Annotated in this window: 22 protein-coding genes and 1 riboswitch; of the genes, 13 read left to right on the plus strand and 9 right to left on the minus strand. The window is 59.4% G+C overall.

All coding sequences use genetic code 11. The features are described 5' to 3' along the window. Window positions 1-17: 17 nt before the first annotated feature. Window positions 18-1,352, minus strand: a complete 1,335-nt coding sequence (locus tag GA0061100_RS18715; protein WP_075854212.1) for a four-carbon acid sugar kinase family protein — start codon at window positions 1,350-1,352, stop codon at window positions 18-20. A gap of 23 nt (window positions 1,353-1,375) precedes the next feature. Continuing rightward, on the minus strand, window positions 1,376-2,635 hold the full coding sequence (gene oiaX / locus GA0061100_RS18720; RefSeq protein WP_075854213.1) for a 3-oxo-isoapionate-4-phosphate decarboxylase OiaX: 1,260 nt from the start codon (window positions 2,633-2,635) through the stop codon (window positions 1,376-1,378). 185 nt (window positions 2,636-2,820) lie between these two features. Here oiaX and GA0061100_RS18725 point away from each other — a divergent pair, with 185 nt between their 5' ends. Continuing rightward, window positions 2,821-3,525, plus strand: a complete 705-nt coding sequence (locus GA0061100_RS18725) for a transcriptional regulator NanR (protein WP_075854214.1) — start codon at window positions 2,821-2,823, stop codon at window positions 3,523-3,525. A 35-nt stretch (window positions 3,526-3,560) separates the two neighbouring features. Here GA0061100_RS18725 and GA0061100_RS34710 read toward each other — a convergent pair whose 3' ends face one another. Then, window positions 3,561-3,983, minus strand: a complete 423-nt coding sequence (locus GA0061100_RS34710; protein ID WP_159444796.1) for a hypothetical protein — start codon at window positions 3,981-3,983, stop codon at window positions 3,561-3,563. Window positions 3,984-4,042: 59 nt separating this feature from the next. Here GA0061100_RS34710 and GA0061100_RS18735 point away from each other — a divergent pair, with 59 nt between their 5' ends. After that, on the plus strand, window positions 4,043-4,915 hold the full coding sequence (locus GA0061100_RS18735) for an undecaprenyl-diphosphate phosphatase (RefSeq protein WP_075854216.1): 873 nt from the start codon (window positions 4,043-4,045) through the stop codon (window positions 4,913-4,915). Window positions 4,916-4,991: 76 nt separating this feature from the next. Here GA0061100_RS18735 and GA0061100_RS18740 read toward each other — a convergent pair whose 3' ends face one another. From GA0061100_RS18740 to thiM, 4 genes are read right to left on the minus strand one after another with little or no spacing between them, the layout of a single operon-like run. Beyond that, entirely contained in the window at window positions 4,992-5,756 is a 765-nt protein-coding gene (locus GA0061100_RS18740) for a 3-oxoacyl-ACP reductase (protein WP_075854217.1), read from the minus strand. Window positions 5,757-5,767: 11 nt separating this feature from the next. Next, window positions 5,768-6,574 carry a bifunctional hydroxymethylpyrimidine kinase/phosphomethylpyrimidine kinase gene (thiD, locus tag GA0061100_RS18745; protein ID WP_075854218.1) on the minus strand — a complete coding sequence of 269 codons (807 nt, stop codon included), beginning with the start codon at window positions 6,572-6,574 and terminating at the stop codon, window positions 5,768-5,770. Next, window positions 6,571-7,206 carry a thiamine phosphate synthase gene (gene thiE / locus GA0061100_RS18750; protein ID WP_075854219.1) on the minus strand — a complete coding sequence of 212 codons (636 nt, stop codon included), beginning with the start codon at window positions 7,204-7,206 and terminating at the stop codon, window positions 6,571-6,573. The genes thiD and thiE overlap by 4 nt, the downstream gene beginning before the upstream one ends. Next, window positions 7,203-8,006, minus strand: a complete 804-nt coding sequence (gene thiM / locus GA0061100_RS18755) for a hydroxyethylthiazole kinase (protein ID WP_075854220.1) — start codon at window positions 8,004-8,006, stop codon at window positions 7,203-7,205. The genes thiE and thiM overlap by 4 nt, the downstream gene beginning before the upstream one ends. A 50-nt stretch (window positions 8,007-8,056) precedes the next feature. Next, window positions 8,057-8,153, minus strand: a riboswitch (TPP riboswitch). Between the two features lie 228 nt (window positions 8,154-8,381). On the opposite strand from thiM, the gene GA0061100_RS18760 reads away from it, so the two are divergent. The 3 genes from GA0061100_RS18760 (at window position 8,382) to GA0061100_RS18770 (ending at window position 11,764) form a co-directional block, all read left to right on the plus strand. After that, window positions 8,382-8,528, plus strand: a complete 147-nt coding sequence (locus tag GA0061100_RS18760; RefSeq protein ID WP_015342994.1) for a DUF1127 domain-containing protein — start codon at window positions 8,382-8,384, stop codon at window positions 8,526-8,528. Between the two features lie 536 nt (window positions 8,529-9,064). Then, on the plus strand, window positions 9,065-9,940 hold the full coding sequence (yghU, locus tag GA0061100_RS18765) for a glutathione-dependent disulfide-bond oxidoreductase (RefSeq protein WP_075854221.1): 876 nt from the start codon (window positions 9,065-9,067) through the stop codon (window positions 9,938-9,940). Between the two features lie 213 nt (window positions 9,941-10,153). Next, the gene (locus tag GA0061100_RS18770) at window positions 10,154-11,764 is read left to right on the plus strand and encodes a hypothetical protein (RefSeq protein ID WP_075854222.1); all 1,611 of its coding nucleotides are present in this window, start codon (window positions 10,154-10,156) and stop codon (window positions 11,762-11,764) included. A 54-nt stretch (window positions 11,765-11,818) separates the two neighbouring features. Here the strand turns inward: GA0061100_RS18770 and GA0061100_RS18775 are convergent, their stop codons facing one another. Both GA0061100_RS18775 and GA0061100_RS18780 read right to left on the minus strand, forming a co-directional pair. After that, window positions 11,819-13,195 (minus strand): sigma-54-dependent transcriptional regulator, encoded by a 1,377-nt coding sequence (locus GA0061100_RS18775; RefSeq protein ID WP_075854223.1) that lies wholly within the window; start codon window positions 13,193-13,195, stop codon window positions 11,819-11,821. Further along, a complete protein-coding gene (locus GA0061100_RS18780) occupies window positions 13,192-15,069 on the minus strand; it encodes a sensor histidine kinase (protein WP_075854329.1) in 1,878 nt (625 codons plus the stop codon). The genes GA0061100_RS18775 and GA0061100_RS18780 overlap by 4 nt, the downstream gene beginning before the upstream one ends. Before the next feature lie 218 nt (window positions 15,070-15,287). Between GA0061100_RS18780 and GA0061100_RS18785 the strand changes: the two genes are divergently transcribed. The 8 genes from GA0061100_RS18785 (at window position 15,288) to GA0061100_RS18820 (ending at window position 25,362) form a co-directional block, all read left to right on the plus strand. Next, window positions 15,288-16,616 carry a dicarboxylate/amino acid:cation symporter gene (locus GA0061100_RS18785; RefSeq protein WP_075854224.1) on the plus strand — a complete coding sequence of 443 codons (1,329 nt, stop codon included), beginning with the start codon at window positions 15,288-15,290 and terminating at the stop codon, window positions 16,614-16,616. A gap of 300 nt (window positions 16,617-16,916) precedes the next feature. Continuing rightward, window positions 16,917-17,450 (plus strand): NUDIX hydrolase, encoded by a 534-nt coding sequence (locus GA0061100_RS18790; protein ID WP_075854225.1) that lies wholly within the window; start codon window positions 16,917-16,919, stop codon window positions 17,448-17,450. A gap of 306 nt (window positions 17,451-17,756) precedes the next feature. Then, a complete protein-coding gene (locus GA0061100_RS18795; protein ID WP_047634520.1) occupies window positions 17,757-18,002 on the plus strand; it encodes a helix-turn-helix domain-containing protein in 246 nt (81 codons plus the stop codon). 532 nt (window positions 18,003-18,534) lie between these two features. Further along, window positions 18,535-19,086 carry a DUF982 domain-containing protein gene (locus GA0061100_RS35190; RefSeq protein ID WP_244557876.1) on the plus strand — a complete coding sequence of 184 codons (552 nt, stop codon included), beginning with the start codon at window positions 18,535-18,537 and terminating at the stop codon, window positions 19,084-19,086. 905 nt (window positions 19,087-19,991) lie between these two features. Then, window positions 19,992-20,684, plus strand: coding sequence for an outer membrane protein (locus GA0061100_RS18805; protein WP_075854331.1), 693 nt, complete (start codon window positions 19,992-19,994; stop codon window positions 20,682-20,684). A 54-nt stretch (window positions 20,685-20,738) separates the two neighbouring features. Beyond that, window positions 20,739-21,929, plus strand: a complete 1,191-nt coding sequence (locus GA0061100_RS18810; RefSeq protein WP_075854226.1) for a Hint domain-containing protein — start codon at window positions 20,739-20,741, stop codon at window positions 21,927-21,929. A gap of 159 nt (window positions 21,930-22,088) precedes the next feature. After that, entirely contained in the window at window positions 22,089-24,407 is a 2,319-nt protein-coding gene (locus tag GA0061100_RS18815) for a glycosyltransferase family 4 protein (RefSeq protein WP_075854227.1), read from the plus strand. Then, a complete protein-coding gene (locus GA0061100_RS18820) occupies window positions 24,385-25,362 on the plus strand; it encodes a hypothetical protein (RefSeq protein WP_075854228.1) in 978 nt (325 codons plus the stop codon). Before GA0061100_RS18815 ends, GA0061100_RS18820 begins: the two co-directional genes overlap by 23 nt. Window positions 25,363-25,369 lie beyond the last annotated feature (7 nt).

Genomic DNA, 25,369 nt, shown 5'->3' on the forward strand with positions numbered 1-25,369 from the left:
ACCGAAGAATGACGCAGCTATGATCCTCTGCCGTCGCGGATCTGCGCGAAGTAATCATCGGTACCGACCTGTCCGCCCTTCAGCGCGATCTGCAGGCCGTTGGTGGGTGCGTAGCTGCCATGGGCCGTGCAAAGCGGCGAACCTGGCGTTTGCGGTAAAGGGAGAAGCGTTGTCAGCGCCTCGACCCGCAATTCCTTCAGCGCGTGGCTCGACGTGTCGCCGCCGGCAATGACGGCGCGGCTCAGGTTTTCCTGTTCGATTAGCCGTCGCAGGATCGTACCTAGGGCTTGGCCGAGGCGATGGCGTGCGCTCGGAATGCGGTCGATATCGCCGCCGCGGTCGGCGGAAGGGCCGAGTGCCGTGTGAAGGATGACGCTGCGTCCGGCCTTGAGGCTGGCCACGCCCGCGGCGACCGCTGTGTCCAGCGCCTGCTCGGCATTTTCTCCGACCAGCGCCAAGGGATCGAGATCGATGCCGTCAAATCCGTCGGCCGTAGCCCGGCGGATTTGACGTTCGGTCGTAGGCGATACGCTGCCGGAGACAACCGCCAGGCGATCGACCCTACCCGGAGGGGCGAAATCCGGCTTCTCTCCGATCAATCCTTCGTTGCGCCAGGCATTGAGAAGGGCATATTCGACACCGGATGAGCCTGCGACGAAGGCGTTGCCCTTGTTTGCGAGACGCCATAGCTGGTGACCTGCGGCAGCCTGGGTTTCCGCACTGTCGACGTCCAGCAGCAGGATACCTTCCTTGCCTCCCGTCAGCGCATCGATCCGTGCGTCGGCATCGGCTGCCCGGATCGCAACGAGGTCTGCAAGGCTGACGGGGAGGGATGTTTGCCCGCTCAGATGCAGGGCCAGATCGGCCTCGTCCATCGGCGTAACCGGATGCCGGCTCATGACGGGGTGGCGGTCGATGCGGAACACCTGTCCCTGATAGGCGGCGAAGAGATGGCCAAAGGCGGTGTAACGCCTGAGCTGCGGTGCTCCGACCACGACAGGCACGACAGGTTGCTTAAAGAGCGCCTTGCCGATCTCGATCGCCTTGCCGATGTTGCCGATCTTGGGACTGGAATCGAACGTCGAGCAGACCTTGTAGTGGCACATTGTGGCATTGAGGCTCTTCAGCCATTCGAATGCAGGCGTCAGGTGTTCGTCCATCCATTGCGGCGTTTCGCTGCGGCTGGTGCCGGCGATGCCGATGGCGCGGCAATCCTTGAACCGCTCCAGCATGGCCTCGCTCGGAATGCCGAGAAAGAGAGCCGTCGGCACGCCATTCGAGGCAAGGGCCTCCATGACGTCGGTCGAGCCGGTAAAATCATCGCCGTAATAGCTGAGAAGAAGATTGGACATCGCTGGAAGACTGGACATTGCTATCAGGAGTCCTTGCCGTCGCTGAATTTTTCGATCGAGGCGGCAAGCTCCGGATGGTCCTTGGCATATTGTTCAAGCGGAATGTCCGAAACCGCCGCCTGCCAGGCCTGCTGGATGGCGCGAACGCCAGCCGCCGGTCCGAAGGGATGGCTGACGATGCCGCCGCCGCAGAGATAAAGGAGGTCCGTCGTCCTGCCTGTGCGCTGATAGGTCTCCGGCGCCTGGCCGCCCCATTGACCGGAACCGGCAACCGGAAGCGGACAGTCGGATGGGTCGAAGAGCGGCGTGCTGATGGCCTTGAAGGATTCCACGAAGCTGTCGTCCGGCTCCCAGTATTTGACCCTGATGCCGTTGATCTGGAACTGGTCGACACCGAGCAGGCGCCAGAACTGCTGATACACCTTGAAATCCATACCGGCGCCGGGATGACGGGTCAGGATATCCCAGCCATTGCGATGCGCATGCAGCACCAGCCCGGAGCGCTTACGCAGAAAGCTCATGCCGCCGAAGCCGATGGAGTTGATGTTGACGACGGCGCAATTGCCGCCGGCCTTTAACACCAGATCATGGTTGCGCATCATTTCATCTGGATCGGCATGCGAAATGCCGAAGGCATACATTACCTTCTTGCCGGTCTTCTGCTCGTGATCGAGGATCAGCGGCATGATGGCTTCGACGCGCTCTTTGAGCGGCGAATAGGCGGGGCTCATCAGCTTCTCGTCATCCTTGATGAAATCGACGCCAGAGCTGATCAATTCACCGACGAGTGCCGCCGTTTCCTTCGGTCGAAGGCCGAGAGCCGGCTTGACGATAGTGCCGATGATCGGGCGGCCGCTGACGCCGGTCAGGCGCATGCTGCCGGAAACGCCGAATTGTGGGCCGGGATGCGCGTCGCGAAAGGCGTTTGGCAGCTTCATGTCGACGATGCGAATGCCGGTCATGCCCTTGATCGAGAAGACGCCGCCGATCGCGATCGTCATCAGCGCCGCAAGATCGGTACCGATCGCATCCAGTGGAAAGGCAATGTCGACATCGGCGCGGTGGATCGGACCATGGCCCTCCGCCGCTTCCGGCCAGGTCGGGCGTTCGGTGTCGGCAAGGGGGCGGATCGCGGTGACCCGCGCGGCCACACGCGCCTTGAGCTCTTCCGTCTCGCCCGGCACGGCGACGAAGGTGCCGGTCGACTGATCGCTGGCGATCTTGCGAGCCATCGCCTCGATGCTGCCGGGCGTTTCGATACGGTAGGTGATGGTGATGGTCATGAGTGGATGAATGCTCCTCTCGCCGACGATTTTTCGCGTGGCGCAAACTGGTGATCTGGTATAATGAGTATTCCAACTTCTGCAACGATTTTTTTGCCCGGTTGCCGATAAGGCGTTTCGTATGGGCTTCCGCCATGGCGGCCAAAAATGCATAAGGGAGAAAAGCTTTGGGAAAGCGGGATTCCATGAGCCAGCCAGTTGAACAAATTGTACGTCGAAAGCTATCAGATGAAGTATTCGACCGGCTGGAACGGTTGATCACATCGGGCGAGCTCAAGCCTGGGGATGAGATGCCGTCCGAGCGCGTTCTTATGGAGCGCTTCGGTGTCGGGCGACCGGCGATCCGCGAAGCCATGCAGGCGCTTGCCAATATGGGGCTGGTCAACATTTCCCACGGCGAACGTGCGAAGGTGCTGCAGCTCACGGCGAAGTCGATCTTCCGGCAGGTCGATCTGACCGCAAAGATCATGTTGTCGCAATCGTCCGACTCGCTCGAACAGCTGAAGAGTGCGCGCATCTTCTTCGAGCGCGGCATGGCGCGAGAGGCGGCCCAGCGCGCGAGCAAGAAGGATGTTGCCGATCTTCACGAGATCATCGAGCGGCAGCGTGCATCTCTTGGCCATGCCGAGGACTTCATTTCTGCCGATATGCAGTTCCATACGCGTATTGCTCAGATTTCCGGCAACCCGATCTTCGGCGCCGTCAGCGAGGCGATGCTCGCATGGCTGAAAGCCTATCACACCGACATGCTGATCTGGACCGGCAAGGAAAAGTTCACGCTGGTCGAACACGAGGAAATCCTTGCGCGCCTGGCTGAAAACGATGCCGATGGAGCCGAGCAGGCGATGCTCAAACATCTGGAGCGGTCGCGGGCGCTTTATACGAAATGAACCCGTCGGTCTTCGCCCTGCGAAGGCATAGCGGCTTAGCGCCTTTGTCGTAATTCCTCCCCAATCCTTATGGAATCTGTTGGCATACAAATGAGGTGTGCGTGATGATCCATTTCTTTCAGCGAAACATGGCGCTTTTGCTTGCCTCCATCATGACGGCAGTCGCCATAACCCTTTATAATCTGAGCTGCCTTCTGCTCAGGCATCATCATACGATGCTGCACAATCTGCATCATGCGGCAGGTGCGTTGGTCCTTCTTGCCGGCTTCTACACCATGATCCGCTATATGCAGTCGTTGCCGGATGATGAAGGCTAGAATTACGCCAAACTCCGAAATTCGAGCCGGCAATTTCAGATAGAGTTCAGCCTGCGCGGCTATATCCTCGCCCTGTCCCGATGCGAAATCGGCGGCACCTTCGCCAGGTGTTGCCAATTTCAAATTGGGAACCAGTTTCACAGCTAGTTCGTCGCACCACTCCGGTGCAAGCCCCCATGAACAACTGAGGATATCAAAACGTGGCTGATGTTTGTACGCAAGGCGTGGACACGGGCTTTGTCGCCCTGGGCTATGCCAAGATCGCAATTCTAGGCGTCGTGCAGGGATTGACGGAGCTGCTGCCGGTTTCGTCCACTGCCCACATGCGCCTGGTGCCGGCCTTGCTCGGCTGGCAGGACCCAGGTTCTGCCTTCTCGGCTACGATGCAGCTTGCCGCCCTAGCCGCGATTGTCTCCTATTTCTGGAGCGACGTTCGCTATGTTACCTTTGGATCTCTTGATGCGATCAGGCAAAGGGATTGGCGTTCGCCCGCCGTCCGCCTTGCGATCGCCATCGTGATTGCGACGGTACCGATCGTGATCGCCGGCCTGCTCCTGTCATCCTCCTTGAATGCCTGCGGCACGTCGTTCCGCAGCCTCTGGGTGATCGGTATCGCCTGCCTGGTCATGGGCTTGTTGCTGGCGATCGCGGAACTCTACAGCCGCCATCGGAAAGATATCGAGCAGATGACGCTGATCGATGCTCTTTTCGTCGGCATCACACAAGTCGGTGCGCTTGTTCCCGGTGTCTCGCGTTCCGGTTCGACACTGACTGGTGCGCTGTTCCTTGGCCTGAAGCGCGAGGAGGCGGCACGGTTCTCGTTCCTGTTGGGCTTGCCGGCCATTGCGCTTGCCGGCTTGAAGGAGCTGTTCACACTCTACAAAGCTCACATCCCGATGGAGGCCTGGTCGGTCCTGCTCGTCGGCCTGATTGTTGGCAGCATATCGTCCTTCATCACCATCTGGGGACTGATGCGCTTCCTGGAGCGCTTTTCGACCTGGCCTTTCGTCATCTACCGCATCGTGCTCGGCGCGGTCATCATATTCGGCGTGCTGACCATGGGATGGGCGTGAGCGGACAGTTCTAACCGGGTGCGAAGGCTTAATTGGCGCTGCCTTTCAAGGCAGCGCCTTTTTCGTTCTCGACCCGCTATCCGAAGACGAGACCGCCGTCGACGATCAGATTTTGCCCGGTCACGGCGCGTGCCCAGGGGCTTGCGAAGAAGAGCACTGCGTCGGCCGCCTCTTCCGGCGATGTGACACGGCGCAGTGGTGTATTCGCGGCGATGATATCGAAGACGGCTTCCGGCGTGGCGCTGCTCGCATCCGTCGTACGCAAGAGGCCGCCAGAGACCATGTTGACGGTGATTCCTAGCGGGCCGAGTTCCGCGGCAGCCGTGCGGGTCAGCGACAGCAATGCCGCCTTGGCCGCGGTATAATCATGATAGGGCACCACCGGATTCTGGAAGAGGTTGGTGCCGATGGTGACGATCCGGCCGAAGCCTGCCTCAGCCATTGCCGGTCGCGCCGCCTGTATCAGGTTCAAGCCGCCCTGCAGCGCGGTTTCCAGCTGCTTAGCCATCTCTGCCCAGCTCAAGGCATCCAGTTTCGAGCGCGCATCACCGTTGAAGCTGAAATCGGCCAGCGCATTGTGCACGATGGTCGTCGGCGTTCCGAAATGCTTGGCAACGTCGGAAACAAGCCGCTTGGTGGCTTCCACGTCGCGGATATCGGCTTGAAAAGCTTTTGCATGATCGCCGAGCTCCGCTGCAAGCGCTTCTGCGCTCTCGCGGCTTGCGCGATAATTGATCGCCACTTTCGCGCCTTCCCGGGCAAAGGCCTTCGCTATGGCGGCGCCGAGACCACGCCCGGCGCCGGAAACGATGACGGCTTGGTCCTTGAGTGAAAGACTCATTTCTCTACTCCTTATTTGTTTGGCCAGAGTGCATGGAAATGCTGCACTGGTCCGTGGCCGCTCCCAACGGAAAGCTGGCCTGCGGCAGCAACCGCGGCAGCAAGATAGGTTTTGCCGACCGCGATAGCTTCGGGAAGCGGCAGGCCCTTGGCGATCTCCGCAGCGATGGCGCTGGAGAGCGTGCAACCTGTCCCATGCGTATTCTTGGTCGGCAGCCGCTCGGCTTCGAACCAGGCCACGCGGCCGGCGCCTGCCAGCACATCCGGGCTTTCGTCACCCTCGAGATGGCCGCCCTTGACGAGGACAGCCGAAGGCCCGAGCGCTGCCAGCGCAAGTGCCTGACGTGCCATGTCTCCGCGGCTTCTCGCCTCCACGTCGTGCAACAGCGCAGCCGCTTCGGGCAGGTTCGGTGTAATGACCGTCGCCAGCGGCAGCAGCCGCGTGGTCAGCACGTCAACGGCATCGGCAGCCAGCAGGGCGGCGCCGCCCTTGGCGATCATGACCGGGTCGAGGACGACGGGCACATCGCGATGTCGCGTCAGAATGTCTGCGACGGCATTGGCGATGGCGGCATTGGCGATCATGCCGATCTTGACGGCATCCACATGGACGTCGGCAAAGATCGCATTGATCTGATCCGCGACGAAATGTGGAGGCACGGGATGGACGCCGGAGACGCCCTGCGTGTTCTGCGCCGTCAGGGCGGTGAGGGCTGCCATCCCATAAACGCCGCGGGCGGAGAAGGTTTTCAAGTCGGCCTGGATACCGGCGCCACCCGAGGGATCGGAGCCGGCAATGGATAGAACGTTGCGGATCATTGGCGGGCCTCCTTAATGGCTTTCGCGATGAGGGCTGTCGCGGCTTGCGGGTCCGGTTGGCCGCATATGGCCGAGACGACCGCGAGACCACCGGCGTCGGCCGAGCAGACGCTTGCGGCATGCTCTGCCTTGAGGCCGCCGATCGCGACTGATGGAACCGGGCAACGCCTGACGATGCGGGCAAGTCCGTCGAAGCCGATCGGTTGCTTGTGGTCGGGCTTGGTGGACGTTGAAAAGACCGGGCCGATCCCGGCATAGTCGACGATGCCGGCATCTATGGAGGAGGCGAGGGCTTCCGTTTCCACCGAGAGGCCGAGGATCATGTCCGGCCCGATCATGCGGCGGGCATCGGCTGCATTCATATCCTCCTGACCGATATGGAGGCCATCCGCGCTGATGGCGATGGCAACCTCGACATTGTCGTTGACGATCAGCCGGACATTCGTTCCGTGCAGGATTTGCTTGAGAGCACGGCCTGTCTCGATCATGGCTGCGGTCGAAGCATGTTTGTCGCGCAACTGCACGATGGTTGCGCCGCCGGCAACAGCTGCACGGGTCGTTTCAACCATGCCGAGGTCGGCGCAGAGCGCTGGATCGAGGACGAGATAGAGCGAGAGGTCGAAGTCTTTCATGCTACCGTTACCCTTGCTTCGCGATCGAGGACCTCCGGCGTGAGGGAAGCGAGTGCATCAAGGAAGCGCCAGGAGAATGAGCCGGGGCCATCGGCCGCCGCGCCTGCCTGCGTACCGGCGACGGCGAAGACGGCCAGGGCGGCGACGGTTGCTTCGAAGGGGGCATTTGTCGTTGCCGCCGCAAAGGCACCGACGAGGCAGGTGAGCGAGCAGCCGAGGGCCGTGACCTGCGGCATGAATGGCGAACCGCCGGCGATGCGCTTCGCCTTCTGCCCATCCGTCACAAAATCCGTAACGCCGGTGACTGCGACTATGCAGCCGTGCTTTTCGGCGAGCAGTCGGGCGGAATCTTCCGCTTGTTCGACGGCATCCCTGCTATCGACGCCCTGGCCGCGGCTCGTGCCACCGGCGAGCGCGATGATCTCGGATGCGTTGCCGCGAATGATCGTCGGCTGCAACTCGAGCAATTGCGCGACCGCCTTGCGGCGAAACGCAGTCGCATAATGGGCGACGGGATCGAGGACCCAGGGCTTGCCGGCATTGTTTGCCGACCTCGCAGCCTTCAGCATGCCAGCAAGCCAGCCGGACGAAAGCGTGCCGATATTGATTGTCAGCGCGCCCGATATCGCCGCAAATTCGCCGGCTTCCTCTTCGGCATGTACCATTGCCGGCGACGCCCCGGCGGCGAGCATCACATTGGCCGCGATGTTCATGGCGACGAAATTGGTGATGCATTGCACGAGCGGAGAGTTGGCCCGCATGGTGCGAAGCAGATTGCCTGCAGTTGTTTGGTCTTGCATATCGCCCCTTTCAGGCGGGCGAGACGCATAGGGACGACGTACTTGTGCTTACGAGGTCCCGAGCGACTCCCTCCGCCAGCATGATCTGGTTCAGGTTCGAAGGGTGCTTCTCAGCCCGCCGGATGGCGGACGCCCCTGTCTCTCATCTCTCTTCTTTTCGCAGACAAAGGCGTCGCTGTCATCATCAAATCACAAAAGCCAATCTGACGGCGGCGATCGCCTGCTTTTTCGGCGACCTATGCAATATACGCATTGGTGGAGTGATCTCTTAGCTCTGCAAAAAGCTGCGGGCTTCGACTATATATTTCCCATCGAAGCGACGGGAGCGCCAAGCACGGCCGCTCAGCTTCGAAAGCCCAAGGAAAGGGGATCATCATGAACGTAGCACGCTCTTTCAATAACTGGCGCAAGTATCGTCAGACGGTCGCCGAACTGGGCCGTATGTCCACGCGCGAACTGCACGACCTGGGTATCGACCGCGGCGAAATCCGCAATGTTGCCCGCGCAGCGATCGCTCGCTAACGGCCGCAACGGCTCCTTATAAAGCTGCATTATGCCAGCGCCTGTTCCTCCGAGCAGGCGCTTTTGCTTTGTGGATATTGCCGTTCATTTTTGCCGCGCTCGCTGAAGATTGCATCAGTTCAGCTCTCTGCTTTTCGCATGGCGCATAACTGCCTTGCAAAGAAATGCCTATGAACTGAGCAAAAGACTGGTATCTTCCTACTCACCGAAGCGATGCATCTCCTCCCGCATCCCTTCGCTTGGCAGACGTCCTTATCCTCCTCCCATCCGCTGTTCGGTTCTTGTAGAAAGCCTGCCGCACCTCCTCCCGCGGCAGGCTTTTTCGTTTCATCGAACCTTCACGCGATTCCGGATGGCCTAATTTGGCGCAGGGACCTTGGCCCGAGGCAAGCGGCCCGAGCGCCAAACGGCACCGGGGAATTAAAGAGTGCGCAATCTCCTCTCGCAAAAATGAACTGTGGCCACTATGTGCGACCTATGTAGCGCGCTACATCGAAGATCGCCCCAAACTTGATTTCCGAAAAAGGAAGATGCCCATGACCGGTTCTGCCGAATACTCGCCGCCGAAAATCTGGACCTGGAACAAGGCCAATGGCGGCCAGTTCGCCAATATCAACCGTCCGATTGCCGGGCCGACGCACGACAAGGAGTTGCCTGTGGGACGCCATCCCCTCCAGCTCTATTCGCTGGGAACACCGAATGGCGTGAAGGTCACCATCATGCTCGAAGAGCTGCTGGCGCTCGGTCTTGGCGGTGCTGAATATGATGCCTGGCTGATCAAGATCGGCGAGGGCGATCAATTCGGTAGCGGTTTCGTTGACGTCAATCCGAATTCGAAGATCCCAGCTCTGCTCGACCGCAGTGGCCCGAAGCCGGTCCGCGTCTTCGAATCGGCATCGATCCTGATGTATCTTGCCGAGAAGTTCGGTGCCTTCCTGCCGACCGAGCAGCCGGCTCGCGCCGAATGCATTTCCTGGCTGTTCTGGCAGATGGGCAGCGCGCCCTATCTCGGCGGTGGCTTTGGTCATTTCTACGCCTATGCGCCGACGAAGATCGAATATGCGATCGACCGCTTCGCCATGGAGGTGAAGCGCCAGCTCGATGTCCTCGATCGCCGTCTGGCTGAAAGCGAATATATCGCCGGCAGCGACTATACGATTGCCGATATCGCCATCTGGCCGTGGTATGGCGGCCTGGCCAAGGGCTGGCAGTACGGTGCGGCCGAGTTCCTGCAAGTGCAGGATTACAAGAATGTGCAGCGCTGGGCCGAGCAGGTCTATTCGCGTCCTGCCGTCAAGCGCGGCCGCATGGTCAACCGCATGTCGGGCGATCCGTCCGAGCAGCTGCGTGAGCGCCACGATGCCAGCGACTTCGACACGAAGACGCAGGATAAGCTGGAAGCTGCCGGCTAATCCAACAATTCCCTTTTGCACTAATGAGCTCGCGGCCCTCCCGACCGCGAGTTTTTTATTGTGCTTGCCACCGGGCGTTGCTGGTCTTGGCAAGTCAGCCTCGCTCCACCTTGCGAAGCGTAATGTTCGACTGCCGAGGGTCCCCCGCTCGGTATAGAACGCGGCGCGATCCTGCGAAGCGTTTCGATTTTGGCGAAAGAGGAATGCTTCTCCATGCAGCAAATTGCTGATGACCGTACCCTGGATGAGACCGTGACGGCAGGTGCATTGTCGCAGCAACGAGGCGAGGCAAGGGATGCGCTTCTGAAGCACCTGGTATCGGGCGGAGATGAGCGGCTGGATTGCGATCCGGTCAACGGGCTCAACATGTATGGCTATGGCCCTGCGCCCCGGCCCGAAGATCTCGCTTTCGGTTCGTCTACGGCATCCACCATCTCTGCGGCCGCTTTTGCCGCGGTCGAATCCTATTACAAAGACCTGATGAGGGCGATGGAAGCAGGATCGTCGACGGCCGTCTACGATCGCGAAGTCGGGCGCGTGCGCGACGATCTGTTGCGCCTGCTTGGCTTGAATCAGATATCGCAACCAAGGGTCGACGCGATCCTGGCCACATCGGGCACGGATATCCACCTTTTTTCGGCCGCACTGCTGGCGGGTGAGGACGAACGCGCCCTGATGACCATCACGTTGATGGGGAACGAGACGGGCAGCGGTGTCATGACGGCGTCGGCCGGGCGGCATTTCATGAGCCGTGTCAGCAGCGAGCGGGCAGTCGCCAAGGGCGAGGAATTGCAGCCAGGGAGCGCCACGCGCAACGCCACCATTGCCGTGCGCAACAAGGATGGCTCTCTTCGCACCGACAGCGAGGTGGAAGAGGAGTTGCGCGGCCTCATCGAACTTGCCCGCGCAGCAGGCCTTAGATGCCTGCTCGTGGTAACGGACGTATCGAAGACCAGCCTGCTGGCGCCAAGCCTCGAGACGGTTATGGGTTTGAAGGAACGATTTGGGACTGTGCTGGATATCATGATCGATGCCTGCCAGTTTCGTCTGTCGGCGGCAACGATCCGCGCCTATCTCGCGCATGGTTTCATGGTCGCGCTCACGGGTTCGAAATTCCTTGCCGGACCGATTTTCAGCGGTGCGCTTCTCTGCCCGCCGCAAATGTCGGAACGATTCAAGTCGCGCATCCTGCCTGCCGCCTTGGCGGATTACTGCGGGAAGGCGGAATGGCCCGAGGGCTGGGCCGCTCGTGACATCTTGCCGGAACGCGCCAATCTTGGCCTGCTGCTGCGCTGGAAAGCAGCCATCTTCGAGCTCGAGCGTTTCGTGGGTATACCTGAAGATCGCGTGATCGAGGTCTTGTCCGCATTTGCCGAGGCAGTCTCTGATCGGCTTGCGAACGATCCGACCTTCGAACCCTTGCAGAGCCGGCCCTTGGATCGGCGGAAGCTATTGGGCACGTCATCGCTCCTTCGTTGGGACGAGATTCCCTCGGTATTTTCGTTCTACCTGCGCAATTGCACAGATGGCGCCATGCTGACGGCGACGGAAATGGCTGCCGTCTACAAGGATTTGGCCCTCGAGGGCAAAGGGGTTGCGTTGGTGCGCCTTGGGCAGCCGGTTCGCTGCGCCGATTTTGGCGATGTGCCCGCCAGTGCCCTTAGAATTTGCCTGAGCGCGCCGCTGGTCGTCGCGGCTTCCAAGAGCGATGAAGCGCTTGCGGCGGTGATCGCACAAGCAATGCTGGTATTGGATCGCACTGCCGAGGTCGCGGCACAGCAAGGGGACGGTTCCAATGCCAAGGAGATGCGCCGCAGCGCGTGAAGCGTGTCGCGCAAGGCCGCTTCAGCTGGCATGGTTTCGCTCATCGGTGGCGTGTCATGAACCGCGTCGTTCGTCGCCATCAAAGCCGGCAAAATCGCCCCTGACGATGCCGTGCCGCTGGAGCTTGTCGTAGAAGGTCTTTCTGGGAATGCCGAGTGCCTCGATGGTGCGACGCACATCGCCATTGTTCTGCGACAAGGTTTCGCGAATGAGTTCGGCTTCGTAACGTTCCACCCGAACGGGCAACGACAGGCCTTCATCCGCCATCGGTGCTTCGTCGGATTTTGCCGCTGGGGCCGATTCGAGGCCGAGCACGAAACGCTCGGCAAAATGCGAGAGCTCGCGGACGTTTCCTGGCCAGTCGTGCTGCTGCAGATGGCGGCGCACCGTTGTGGATATCGCCGGCACCTCGCGCTTGAAGCGGCCGGCGGCGCGATCGGCGAAATGGCCGAAGAGCAGGGGAATGTCATCGCGCCGCTCGCGCAGCGGCGGAATGGAAAGCATGACCACGTTGAGGCGATAGTAGAGATCCTCGCGAAAATCGCCGCGCTGGCGCGGATCGGCGAGATCGACCTTCGCCGCCGCGACGACGCGAAGATCGACGGGGCGGACCTCATTGGTGCCGAGCGGCGTCACCTCGCGCATTTCCAGCACGCGCAGCATCTGCACCTGGATAGCCGGCGGCATGCTTTCGATCTCGTCGAGAAACAGGGTGCCGGAACTTGAATGTTCTATACGCCCGACGCGCTTCTTCTGGGCGCCGGTGAAAGCGCCCGGCTCATGGCCGAACAATTCGCTTTCGATCACGGTTTCCGGCAGGGCGCCACAGTTCAGCGCAACGAAATTGCCCTTCGCCCGCCGGCTCCAGCGATGCAGCAGGCTGGCCACCACCTCCTTGCCGCTGCCGGTCTCACCCGTCACCAGCACGTCGACATCCGTGTCGGCGATCTGCCGCAGCGTATGGCGCAGCCGCTCGATGGCCGGGGTCTGGCCAATCAACGGCAGATCGCCCTGCGCCTGTTCTGCGGCCTGCCGCAGCGCCCGGTTTTCCAGGACGAGCCGCCGTTTCTCGGCCGCGCGCCGCACGCTCTGTATCAACCGATCCGTGGCGAAGGGCTTGGCGATAAAATCATAGGCGCCATCCTGGATCGCCTGCACCGCCATCGGAATATCGCCATGACCCGTGACCAGAATGACCGGAAGATCGGCGTCGAGCGCCTTGATGCGGCCAAAGAGCTGCTGGCCATCCATCTGCGGCATGCGGATATCGGAGACGACGACACCGGCAAAGTCGGCATTGAGACCATGGAGCGCCTCGCTTGCAGCAGAGAAGGCGGATACGGAAAAGCCGGCAAGTTCAAGCGTCTGTTTCGTAGCCCTCAACAGATCCTTGTCGTCGTCGATGAGGAAAACGGGGGAACTCTCACTCATGGTATGGCCTTGCGCAGATGGACGGTGAAGCGGGTGCCGTTGCCATTGCTCTCGACATCGATCCGGCCGCCATAATCGACGACGATATCCTTTGAAATGACGAGACCGAGGCCGAGGCCTTTTTCCTTGGACGTATTGAAGGGGGTAAACAGCGAGTCGAGGATCGCCGCCGGAATGCCAGGCCCATTGTCCGAAACCACGATTTCGACCTCATCCGAAGTTTCATGCACCGAAACCGCCACCTTGGGCTGGTCGCGGCCTTCCAGGGCCTCCAGAGCATTCTGAAAGAGGTTGATCAGCACCTGTTCGAGCCGGATGCGTGTGCCGACAACACCGAGCCCCGTTGGCGGCAACTCGATGTTGAGCGCATCCAGGCGGCCTGCAAAGCGGCTCCTAAGCAGGACGACGGCTCCTTCGATCACGCTTCTGAGGTCGACAGGCTCCGGTGCGGTCCTTCCCTTGCGGGCGAAGGCCTTCAATTCTTCGGTGATCGTGCCGATACGCTCCGTCAATGCTGCGATCGCTGACAGGTTTTCCTTGACCGGTTCCATCTGCCGCCTGTCGAGAAAAACATGCGCATTCTCCGCATAGGCGCGGATGGTCGCGACCGGTTGATTGATCTCATGGGCGACGCCGGCGGCGACCTGGCCGAGGATGGCAAGGCGATTGGCTTGTACGAGATCCTGCTGCACGCCTTGCAGCTTGGCTTCCGTTGCACGATGGTCGGCAATTTCTGCCTCCAGCCGGTCGCGGGCCTGGCTCAGGTCTTCCGTGCGCTCAAGAACCCGGCGTTCCAACTCTTCACGCGCGATCCTGCTGACGGCAATCTGCATGGCGGAGACATCACGGCGGCGCAGTAGGAAAGCGGCAAAGGCGAGGATGGGCAGCAGGACGGTCAAGGTAAGGAAGCGCGTCTCACGCACGGAGGAAGCGATCGCCTGATCGGTCGGGATCAGATAGCCGAGCTGCCAGGGTGTCGATGGAACCGCGACCGTCAACCGCAAATATTCCGCGGCGCTGCTTCCAGGCAGAATGGCCCGCACGATCGTTGCATCCGGGCCGACTTCTTCGGGATGGCTGACCGGAAGGGGCGAAAGCGGCGCTGCGCCGAACTGCAGGCTTTTGCGAATGTTTGCGGCCTCCTCGCGTCCAAGCGGCGCGGTCGTCATGAAGCGCCATGAGGGCAGGCTGGTGATGAGCACGACGCCGCGTTCGTCGGTCACGTAAGCGGGACGACCAGTCTCGCTCCAGTCAGCCTCCAGCTGATCGAACTCCATCTTGACCACGACGACCCCAAGGGCGGAACCGGCATCGCCGACCCGGCGGGAAATATAGAGGCCGGGGCGATTGCTGACCGTGCCGAGCGCATAATGTTCGGCAGTCCCGGTCTCCATGGCCTTGCGGAAGTAATCACGGAAGGAATAGTCGTTGCCGACGAAGCTCAAGGGCTCCCGCCAGTTGCTGGAGGCCATGGCAACGCCGTCCTTGCCGGTGACGTAGAGGACGGATGCGCTTGTACCGGAAACCAGGCTTTCGAGTTTGCGATCCAGCGCGACGACATCGTCGATGTGCTTGTCGGCGAGAGCATCCCGTACCTGCTGATCGTCGGCAAGCAGCAGCGGCAAGGCGCGGGGACGTTCGAGGACGGCTCGCAAGAGCGCAACCTTGAGATTTGCATCCGTGTGCCCCTGCCTCTGCAGCATTTCTATTGCCGAGAGGCGGCCGAAGAAATTCGCGCCGTAAAGACCAGCCGCAATGACGGCCGCACTAAAAAACGCAAAAATGAACCAGACCCGGCGGGAGCGCCGACCCAGTTGCTCGGGCGTCAAAGATCGTTCGTTGGTCGGGCGCTGCAGCATTGCCATATTGTGCATGATTTCGCGCGAACTGCAATTCAGTCTGTGCGGATTATCGCACATGCCGGCATTCTTCGATCAGCGCAGCAAAATAAAATTTAACAAAAGCAATGTGTTAAAATCAAGGCGCTCATCTGGCACAGCCATTGCAGAGAACGACGGAACAGTCGGAGGCTGTTGAATTTTAGTCGTCGCCCGGAGGGCCGAGAGATCGGTTGGGCTTAACGGAGGACATCATGATTGCTCCCATCGCTGCCGCGGAAACGCGTGCCAAAGTTCCCTTCTACCGGCACCTTTATGTGCAGGTTCTCACCGCGATCGCTGCGGGCATACTGCTCGGCCACTACTATCCACAGCTCGGCACATCGTTGCAGCCACTCGGCGATGCGTTCATCAAGCTGGTACGCATGGTTATTGCGCCCGTTATCTTCCTGACGGTTGCGACCGGCATTGCCGGCATGTCCGATCTGAAGAAGTTTGGCCGCGTCGTTGGCAAGGCCTTCATCTACTTCCTGACCTTCTCAACGTTGGCACTGATCGTCGGCCTCATCGTTGCCAACGTCGTGCAGCCGGGTGCTGGCATGCATATCAATCCGGCCACGCTGGATACGAAGGCTGTCACCAATTATGCGGCGCAGGCCCACGATGCCTCTGTCGTCGGCTTCCTGATGAACATCATCCCGGATACGATCGTCGGTGCATTCGCCAAGGGCGACATTCTCCAGGTGCTGTTCTTCTCGGTCGTCTTCGGCATCGCGCTCGGCGCAGCCGGAGAACGCGGTCGCCCGGTCGTTGACTTCCTGCAGGCACTGACTACCCCGATCTTCCGGATGGTAGCGCTTCTGATGAAATTTGCGCCGATCGGCGCCTTCGGCGCCATGGCCTTCACCATCGGCAAATACGGTATCGGCACAATTGCCAACCTGGCATTCCTGATCGGCACCTTCTACGCCACGTCGCTGCTGTTCGTGCTCGTAGTGCTCGGCGCCGTCGCCCGTTACAACGGCTTCTCGATCCTGGCGTTGATCCGCTACATCAAGGAAGAGTTGTTGCTGGTACTCGGCACGTCGTCTTCGGAAGCCGCACTGCCTGGCCTGATGAACAAGATGGAGCGTGCAGGCTGCAAGCGCTCCGTCGTCGGCCTCGTCATTCCGACAGGTTACTCCTTCAACCTTGACGGCACGAATATCTACATGACGCTGGCAGCACTCTTCATTGCGCAGGCGACCGATACGCCGCTGGCACTTGGTGACCAGATCCTGCTGCTGCTCGTCGCGATGTTGAGCTCCAAGGGGGCTGCCGGCATCACCGGTGCGGGCTTCATCACGCTTGCCGCCACGCTCGCAGTCGTGCCTTCGGTGCCGATCGCCGGCATGGCGTTGATCCTTGGCATCGACCGCTTCATGTCGGAGTGCCGCGCGCTGACCAATTTCGTCGGCAATGCGGTTGCCACGATCGTCGTCGCCCGCTGGGAAAACGAGCTCGACCAGACCAAGTTTGCCGCCGCCATGGCGGGGCAATTGAGCGAAGAAATCGAGGTGCCTGCGCTGCAGGCCGCCGAGTAAGCTTCGCATCATCCTCCCAAGGATGAAACGGCCCCTTCGGGGGCCGTTTTTTTGTTTTCATGTTGGGTGATCACAGTTTCGTGTAGCGCCGCCGGGCGGCTGATCCCTCCCGCATCATCAACAGCCGCCTTCATAAAACTGTCACCGCAACGGCTCACAGCATTATACTGATAGTTGTGAATTTCGGCGAAACCCCAAGCGGATAGGAGGGCAGCGTGTCACAGACGATTTTTGTGAGCGCAAGCCAGCCAGTCTCGGGGGGTATTTGCGCCGATCGACTGTGTCGCGAGTAGGGTGCCCATGGCTTCTTCACTCTCAGCACAGCAAAAGGCCCTGCGACGGTCGGAGAGTTTTCTGTCCGAGCTCGCCTCTCATGCAGACGAGTTGCTGCACGGCCGGGTCCACGAGCAATATGCCGCGATCTGCTACAGGAGGATGCCCGAATGCGACGATGCCGAGATGCTCGTCGTCACCAGCCGGGAAAGCGGCCGATGGGTCGTCCCCAAGGGCTGGCCGATCAAGGGCAAGAAGCCGCATGAGGTTGCCGCCATCGAGGCTTACGAAGAAGCCGGCGTACGCGGCAAGGTGAGGAAAAAACCTTTCGGCTACTTCACCTATCTGAAACAGCTTGCCGACGGCAATCGCGTTCCCTGCATTGTCGAACTGCATCTGCTGGAGGTCGACCAGACGTTCCAGGACTTCCCTGAGCGCGGCCAGCGCCGCGTCGAATGGGTTTCTTTCATCGAAGCAGCCAATCGTGTGCGTGAGCCAGAACTCAAGGGGCTCCTGCTTGCGGCCGAGCGGAAGGTGCGCAAGGCAAAAGGCAAGAAGTGATCTTCATCACTATAGGTGGTGTTCGCAAGCGTGCCGTCCGGCGGCGGTCGTTACGAGACGGCGCGCAGCAGGGTCCATTCCTCTGTAACCGTGACGTGTTGTCGCCATCACAGAATATTAAATTGCGAAATTAGCCGAGAGCCAGGCGATTGGCAGCTATGCGCTTCCGTGCTTGCCCTCGCCGCATTGATGCCTATATTGACGCAGCGTTCGGCCGTGTCTGTTTAGGTCGATATGCCTCATGGCTGCAATAGCTGCCTTCACCCGGCAACGAATTGGCCGGCGGACTTTGGAAGGAGAAATTTCATGTCCATTACTCCGAATAATATCGATAGTTCAAAGGCTTCTACCGTTCCCGATGGCGAGATCGCCGCTGCCGTGCGGCAGGCGCGTGAAGCCATCGGTTACACGATTGACGACCTCTCCGAAACCTGTGGCCTCACCAGTGAGGAAATCACTGAAATCGAGGCTGGTGCCGAGGCCGATCCGGCGAAACTTCGCCGTATTGCCACCGCATTACAGGTTCCGCCGTCGACTTTCTTCATTGTCTGAACAAGCGGCGCACTTCGGTGCGCCCCTTCAATTCTGCAGGAGCGGCTTGCACTTCGCATTGGCTTTCCGCGACGGTCATCGCAGCCCAAGGAGCGTATCACCTTGCTTCGGCACGTTCATGCATCCGCAACTGTCTGAGCAAGGTCTTATTGCAGGCTTGCGTAGCTCAGGGCGCCGGAAGCTGGCGGAAATGGCAATCACAGGTGGATTTGGCAGCCCTTGAAGGGGTGCATGCAACTATAGATGTGGCTGCGGCCGCCGCGTGGAAGAGATCCAGCCTCGATCATAAGACCATCCGCTGGCCTTTTAAGCGAAAGTTTCCATAATTATACATTGAAAATAAGCCAATATCAGCCGGTTTTATGAGTATTTTCGCTTTCTGCTGTCGCGATACTGGTCAAATTCGTTTCAAAGTTTTAATCTATACGGGTCAATTGCGTTTTATTAGTAGTACTTTTGCCGATACAGCATATTGCGGCTATGCAGGCGTGCAGTGGGACGGGTTTGACAGCGCTTATTGGGACATACCGGCATGGGGCGTAATGATAAGAGTTTTGGCGCCGACCTCGATAGCGGTGCGCAGCTTGCTAATTCGGTCCCCGTTGATGTTTTCACTCCTCAAACGAACATAGATAGTCGCCTGGCGTTGCAGCCGGAGCCGCAAGCGGAAGAGAGTGATCCAGGCCAGGTAGTGGCCGAAGGGGACGAGCTTGTAGCCCTGGATAAGATTGCTCGGGATATGACGTTGCTGGCCACGCTGGTGACGAGGCGACGGCACGCAAAGTCCGAAAATGCCGAGGATCAAGATCAAACGTCGTCCCTTGATCCCTTGGATGAGCCTATAGGACTGGCATTCGCACCACTCGGAATTGCAATGCAGGATGAAGACGAGGTTCAGTCCATTGATTCGATCGCACAGGCCGTGGAGTGTCTGACGACGAAATGGCCGGTACGCTATGGAGATGCGTTTGAAGAGGCGTTACAGGCCTGCGTCGACGGCATCAAAGGCAGGGTTTCGCCTGAACAAGTTCGCTCTGCTTTCCTCAAGGCAGCGATTGCGGCTGGTATGCGTGTAATTCCCTGAGGCGAGCACGCAGTGGCCCGGAAGTGCGGCGTGATAGAGGCAATCACTTAGCGAGTTGCGCTTGTCGCAAGCAAGGAGGCCCGACCGTTACTTGAAGCAAGGCGATCGAGCCTCCCGACCATCGCAAATTGGCGGTTGCGATAGTTCCAAAGATGTGGCTTGCCACTGCCCCATCGTCCATACGGAAAGCGACGTCGGAGGTCTGATTGCGCCTGACGTTGGAAAGCCGAATTCAAAGTCAGCCAATGCTTAATGCCGTCAGGTTGCCTGTTTCGGAATGCTACAGCGGCAACATCGCCGCTCTGCTTGTCTTTTGGGCGTTGTCGCGGAGATCGACGACATCAGATGTATGCGGGCCATGATCTGCCAGCCTGCTCTTCATCACACGTCGTTTATAGGAGGAGGGTTTGGGCGCAGTTGGGAGGCCTGACGTTCCTTCTAGGGGTCCGCCACGTCAAGCCTCCCAGCGCAGCAGATGAATATCTGCGGTAGCGATAGAAGCTCGCAGAACCGCGCCTTGCCTGTCTATATCGAAAGCGACACATCGCACCCGATTGCGTCACGCGGAAGCCGCTGCGGCTCGCAGCTTTTTGCGAACGAAGCGAAATCGCGGCGCCTTGTTTTTATACATTCCGCGTCGCGGCAGATGCGAAGCTATCCATTTCATTCCAGTTGTATTGGTTCTGCTGCAATGAGTTCGGCATTTTGTGGAGCGTCGAAAGTATAGAATCAATATGCTCTCAATACATATTGCGACAAAACTATACAAATAAAGCTTGTATCTCGAAAATATTTATTAGTGACTGCGTATTTACAGCTATAATCGCGTCTATATTATGGCCTCAACGTGAACTTTCGCAAGTTACATGTTGAATCTCGTGAATTCCTTCGAGGAGAATTTTCGAATGCGCAAGTTTTTGGGGACTACCGTTTTCCTGTTGGCGACGGTTGTGGGGAATACCGTCTATGCAGCAGATCTTGCGGCTTCCACGCCGCCTCAAGCTCCTGTCGAGACGGCACCGGTGTTTTCATGGACCGGCTTTTACGTCGGTGTGAATGCCGGCGGTGGTTTCGGTGGTAACGACAATGTCGGTTTCCATTCCTTCGGAAGTTACCTTGGCAGATTTGGCAAGCTTGAAGGGTCCGGTTTCCTCGGAGGCGGCCAGATCGGCTACAACTATCAGTTCGACCCCAACTGGGTGATCGGCCTCGAAGCAGACTTCCAGGGCGCCGACATTAGCGACTCGTTCAGAAATGGTACTGCGAGCGCATCTTCCAAGATCGACTGGTACGGCACCGTCCGCCCCCGCATCGGCTACGCCTATGACAATACCTTGTTCTACGGTACCGGCGGTCTCGCCTATGGCCATGTCGATTACAAGGGCGCACTCGGTGGCGTAGGCTTTGACGACGACAAGACCAAGGCCGGCTGGACGGTAGGCGCCGGCGTCGAACACGCCTTCACCGATCATGTGACAGCGAAACTCGAATATCAGTATGTCGATTTCGGCAGCAGCAACATGGGCGGGGATGCGCTCAACTCCAAAGCGAGCCTCGATTTCCATGCCGTTCGGGTGGGTCTGAACTACAAGTTCTGACGATAGTATTTGCCTTGAAAAACAACGTGTTAATCTAATGGAGAGGATAATAACATGGCTTTGATTGGCATCAACCTAATCAATAACGGCACGACCACGATCGATAGCAGCAATGCTGGCACATCGGGAGATACGATCCAGCTCAATCTGGTTTCCAACGGCACCGTGATCGTCGATGGCGTGGACGTCAATATCAGCAATCTCGTCGGTACAGGTGCGGTCTCAAGCACGACGATCGACGCCATCAACGGTGCAAACGTTACGATCAATGCCAGCCTTGCGAACATCGCAGCCGGCTCGACCTATACTTACGGAATTGGCGCGGGTTCCAGCATCACCGTCGATGCGGGCCTGCTCAACGTCGGCTTGCTGAACGGCGTCACGGTAGACTTCGCCAATGCGAATGGCACCGGCCTATTCGCGTACAATCCCGGTGGCATCAATCTCAACCTGTCGACCCCGCCGAACGTCATTAACGTTCAATCGGGAGACAAGATCGAGGTTGTCGGCTCGAACGTCGTCCAACAGTCGGGTAATACGGTTACCTTCTATGGCGGTCTGTTGAATGCCGTAGCGCTCGGCTCCTATACGATACCTGCGGGCGTCACCTACACTTACGATGCGAATACCGACACGCTGACCTTCACGAGCTGCTTCCTTCGGGGGACGCTGATCCGGACACCGGAAGGCGATATTCCGGTCGAGGATTTTCGTGTCGGCGATCTGGTCGTCACTCACAAGGGCGTTGCGGAAATCAAGTGGGTTGGCCGCCGCCGGATCGATCCGAAGGCGATCGACAAGCCGCGCGATACGTTGCCGATCCGCATACAGGCAGGCGCCTTTGAGGCAAACGTTCCCGCTCGCGATCTGTACGTTTCTCCCGATCATTGCATGTTCTTCGGAGAATCGCTGATTCCGGCCAAATTCCTTGTCAACGGCACGACGATCACCCAAGAGGCGACGTTGGTCCCGTTCGAATACTTCCATATCGAGCTGGAGCAGCATTCCATCATCCTTGCCGAGGGCGCGCAGACGGAGACCTATCTCGATCTCGGTGGGCGCCTGTCCTTCCTCGAGCCAGGTGTCTTGCGGTTCGGCTCGTTCGGAAACGGGGCAACCCGCACCTGGAACGATTGGTGCTATCCGCCGGTCTATGCGGGCAACGTGCTCGAACAGGTCCGCGCATCGCTCGAAAAGCGCGCGGAGGAAATGGGCTATCTCGTCCGAGAAGCCGAGGCATCCTGACATACATGCCGAGCATCCAGCTTCGGGCGGCCGCCGCCCGGAGCTGAAGCCGGGCATAGGTGAGAGACAGCGTTTTCGTCATCCGTCTATTGATACGTCTGCGAATTTGCGCGCTTCGCTATCGCCCATCCGTCTATCTCTGGTGTCTGGGAGCCATGAATGCGCCATGACGATGCTGCTTCGCCCTATTCGCTCGATGCGGGCCGCATCGACGAGCGAGCCTTGATCGAAAAGTTCGCCGGCAAGACAGTTTTCTTCGACGGTGTGTTCAAAGGCGATTACAGCCTGGCGATCGTCAACCGCCACCTTGCACAAGCACTCATAGACCTGGGCGTCAATCTTATCTGCCATACGGCCGAGGACGATTGGCAGGGTGACCCAAATCTCTCGGCTGCCACGGATATCATGCGCCGAATGCGTGATGACTATCCATTTAAAGAGACATTCGACATCCATTTGCGGAACACCTGGCCACCGGCGACCCACGATATGGTGGGCCGACAGAATGCCTATGTGGCATTTGCCTGGGAAGAGCTCGAATTTCCGCAGTATCTGGTGGATCGATTCAATCGCGATCTCGACCTCGTGACGGTGATTTCGAACTTCGTCCGGGACAGTTTCGAGCGTTCAGGGATTACGATACCGGTGGAAGTCACCGGGAATGGCTGTGATCATCTCTCGGCTGTCGCCGATGACGTGCCGTGTCCGCTGCCTGAAACTGGGCGCCGACGCATCCTGCATGTGTCTTCCTGCTTTCCGCGCAAGGGTGTCGACGTTCTGATCGATGCGTTCCTGCGCAGCTTCCGCGCGGATGATCCGGTCGAGCTGATAATCAAGACTTTTCCGAATCCGAACAACATCTCGGCCTCTGTCCTCGCTGACAGGCGGGGCAGGCTCGCCGATGCAGCGCCCATCAGCATCATCGATCAGCACTATGATCCAAGCCAGCTGCGTGCGCTCTATCGTTCGGCGGCGATGCTGGTTGCGCCAAGTAGGGGCGAAGGTTTCGGTCTGCCTTTGGCGGAAGCCATGCTGCTTGACGTTCCGGTGGTGACCACGAACTATAGCGGCCAGCTTGATTTCTGCCGTCCCGACACGGCCTGGCTGATCGATTGCCACATGTCGGCGTCGCAAGCCCATGTTGCGGGTTCCCATAGCCTTTGGGCGGAACCGTCCGTCGAGCATCTGGGGATGCAGATGCGCGCCGTGCTCGATCATCCCGATGAGGCCCGCAGCCGGACGGAAAGAGCCAAATCATTGCTGAAAGCGCATTTCAGCTGGAGGTCGGTCGCCATCCGCACGCTGGCCGCCCTTGCGAAATCCGCTCCATCAACGACCGAAACGCGGCGGGATTGGACGATCGATCTCATTTCCTCCTGGCAGCAGCAATGCGGCATCGCTACCTACTCGCAACATCTCTATGGCACGCCAGCATTCGAAGGCAGGATTGATCATATCTTCGCGCGGCGGATCATGGACGATGCGCTACCGGAAGCATCTTCAGACACTATCGAGGCCGTACCGCGCAGCATGTCGCGGCTGTGGGGTTATGATCTTGCTTCGCTCAAACGTCTGGCGGGACGTTTGGAGCAGGGGCGAGGCGACGTCCTTTGGATGCAGCATCATCCGGGGCATTTTTCAGCGCCGGACATGGAGCTGTTGATTCAGCCGATAGCGGCGACGGGTCACCGACTGCGCGTGTTGACAATGCACAGCGTGAAAGAGGCGTTACGCGGCGGGACACTGGATTGGACCCGCGCGTTCGACATGGTCTTTGTGCATTCTGCGGAGGACGCGGCCGCGCTTTCGGCAGCCGGCCATCCGAATCCAATCGTCATGCCGCATGGCGTTCTCCTCGTGCCGGAAGACGCCCCGGCACCTGACCCAGAGCATTTTACCATCGGCTCTTTCGGGTTCCTGATGCCCCACAAGAACATCGATCGTCTCGTATTGGCTTTCGCGGAGGCATTGAACTACGAGCCGAGACTGCGGCTCAAGCTGTTCAATTGCATCGTTCCAAATGATGAATCGCGTGCGACACGCGCCACGATCGAAAATCTGATCGCCTATCTCGGACTATCCGACAAAGTCACGGCGCGTTTCGATTTTATTCCCGAAGGAGAACTGCGTCGCGAGCTGATGACCTGCGATCTGCTCTCATTCCTTTATGGCAATTCGACCGAAACTGCGACCGGCGCGGCGCGCATTGCAATGAGCATCGACCGCCCGCTGCTTTGCTCCCGCTCGCCGGTCCTGCGAGATTTGTGGCCGTTCAGCCATATCGTCAAAAGCACCGAGATAGAGTGCATCGCGGAGGCACTCCTCAGCCTTGCTCAAAATCCATCGCTACTGTCGATGCTGGATCGAGATCGCAGCCAGGCGGCCCATTGGTATTCCTATCCGCGCACTGCCGCGCGGCATGTCACAGCCATCGAAAAGATGTTGGGGGGCAATATTGACCATCGCCGAGTTGCATAGGCAGCCCTTGAGCGCGCTGCCGAAAGACGTGTTCTCCTTGCCTGCTGAATCCTTCGTCGATGCCTGGGCAAGGGCATTGGATTTGACCGAGATCGACCTGACTGCGGATGATCGTCTCTCGCTTGCGAATGCCATTCGCGGCGGCACCAACCGGCTACGCGTCGTTGATGCGCTGAAGGCTCGTCGTCCCGTTCCGTCGTCGCTGAGCGGCCTTTCCGGGATGCAGGCGCTGCGCCGGGAACCGGACCAATTCGCCATGGTGGAGAATTTCGTTCGCTTCGCGAAAGAAGATGATGCGGCTTTCCTGCGCTATGCTTTCGCGCGGATCTGCGGACGCGATCCGACATCAGCCGAGCGATTGGGGTTGGAATTCGATCTCAGGCGTCGCGTCCTCACGCGCACCGCTGTCGTGAAGCGGATCGTCGCTATCGCGCGCCGTGATGGCCAGACGGCCTATTGGGATACGCTGCTGCCAGAAGACGATGGTAACGGGCGGGAAGTTGCGGATTCGTCCAACGCAAGCGTCACGCCATCCGGGTTACTGGTTAATCCGGATGGGCAGGCTATGCTCGTATTCGTGCGCGAGGTCGAGAACGTCGGTTGGATGATCGCTCCCGATCTCCTGTGCCAGCCGCTGCAGCTTCACGACGGCAATTGGAGTGTGCATTCGGGCTGGCTGCTCACGGGTCCCAAGCGCAGCTTCGCGGAAGGCGACTGGTTGCTGGATCTCGAACTCATTCAACCGCAAACGGCCAGGCTCGATATCGAGATCGTCGCCAATTCCGGCCTCGATTTTCTGCAGACCATGACTCTGGTCGGCTCGTTTTCGGGGACCGTATGCGTGACCATCAAGCGGGAGCATCGCTTCGTCGAATTGCGCGTTCGCATTCACGAGCGCGCGCCAGAGGACCGCTGGCTGCGTCCCCGAAACATTTCGATGCGGCACGTATCATGAGGCGAGA

It is taken from the genome of Martinezella hainanensis, from assembly GCF_900094555.1.
GTDB classification, from domain to species: Bacteria; Pseudomonadota; Alphaproteobacteria; order Rhizobiales; family Rhizobiaceae; genus Rhizobium; species Rhizobium hainanense.

Coding starts and splice junctions, on each gene's coding strand:
- GA0061100_RS18715 (WP_075854212.1), bottom strand. CDS start 1,352: ATGTCCAATCTTCTTCTCAGCTATTACGGCGATGATTTTACCGGCTCG.
- oiaX (WP_075854213.1), bottom strand. CDS start 2,635: ATGACCATCACCATCACCTACCGTATCGAAACGCCCGGCAGCATCGAG.
- GA0061100_RS18725 (WP_075854214.1), top strand. CDS start 2,821: ATGAGCCAGCCAGTTGAACAAATTGTACGTCGAAAGCTATCAGATGAA.
- GA0061100_RS18740 (WP_075854217.1), bottom strand. CDS start 5,756: ATGAGTCTTTCACTCAAGGACCAAGCCGTCATCGTTTCCGGCGCCGGG.
- thiD (WP_075854218.1), bottom strand. CDS start 6,574: ATGATCCGCAACGTTCTATCCATTGCCGGCTCCGATCCCTCGGGTGGC.
- thiE (WP_075854219.1), bottom strand. CDS start 7,206: ATGAAAGACTTCGACCTCTCGCTCTATCTCGTCCTCGATCCAGCGCTC.
- thiM (WP_075854220.1), bottom strand. CDS start 8,006: ATGCAAGACCAAACAACTGCAGGCAATCTGCTTCGCACCATGCGGGCC.
- GA0061100_RS18760 (WP_015342994.1), top strand. CDS start 8,382: ATGAACGTAGCACGCTCTTTCAATAACTGGCGCAAGTATCGTCAGACG.
- yghU (WP_075854221.1), top strand. CDS start 9,065: ATGACCGGTTCTGCCGAATACTCGCCGCCGAAAATCTGGACCTGGAAC.
- GA0061100_RS18770 (WP_075854222.1), top strand. CDS start 10,154: ATGCAGCAAATTGCTGATGACCGTACCCTGGATGAGACCGTGACGGCA.
- GA0061100_RS18775 (WP_075854223.1), bottom strand. CDS start 13,195: ATGAGTGAGAGTTCCCCCGTTTTCCTCATCGACGACGACAAGGATCTG.
- GA0061100_RS18780 (WP_075854329.1), bottom strand. CDS start 15,069: ATGCACAATATGGCAATGCTGCAGCGCCCGACCAACGAACGATCTTTG.
- GA0061100_RS18785 (WP_075854224.1), top strand. CDS start 15,288: ATGATTGCTCCCATCGCTGCCGCGGAAACGCGTGCCAAAGTTCCCTTC.
- GA0061100_RS18790 (WP_075854225.1), top strand. CDS start 16,917: ATGGCTTCTTCACTCTCAGCACAGCAAAAGGCCCTGCGACGGTCGGAG.
- GA0061100_RS18795 (WP_047634520.1), top strand. CDS start 17,757: ATGTCCATTACTCCGAATAATATCGATAGTTCAAAGGCTTCTACCGTT.
- GA0061100_RS35190 (WP_244557876.1), top strand. CDS start 18,535: ATGGGGCGTAATGATAAGAGTTTTGGCGCCGACCTCGATAGCGGTGCG.
- GA0061100_RS18805 (WP_075854331.1), top strand. CDS start 19,992: ATGCGCAAGTTTTTGGGGACTACCGTTTTCCTGTTGGCGACGGTTGTG.
- GA0061100_RS18810 (WP_075854226.1), top strand. CDS start 20,739: ATGGCTTTGATTGGCATCAACCTAATCAATAACGGCACGACCACGATC.
- GA0061100_RS18815 (WP_075854227.1), top strand. CDS start 22,089: ATGCGCCATGACGATGCTGCTTCGCCCTATTCGCTCGATGCGGGCCGC.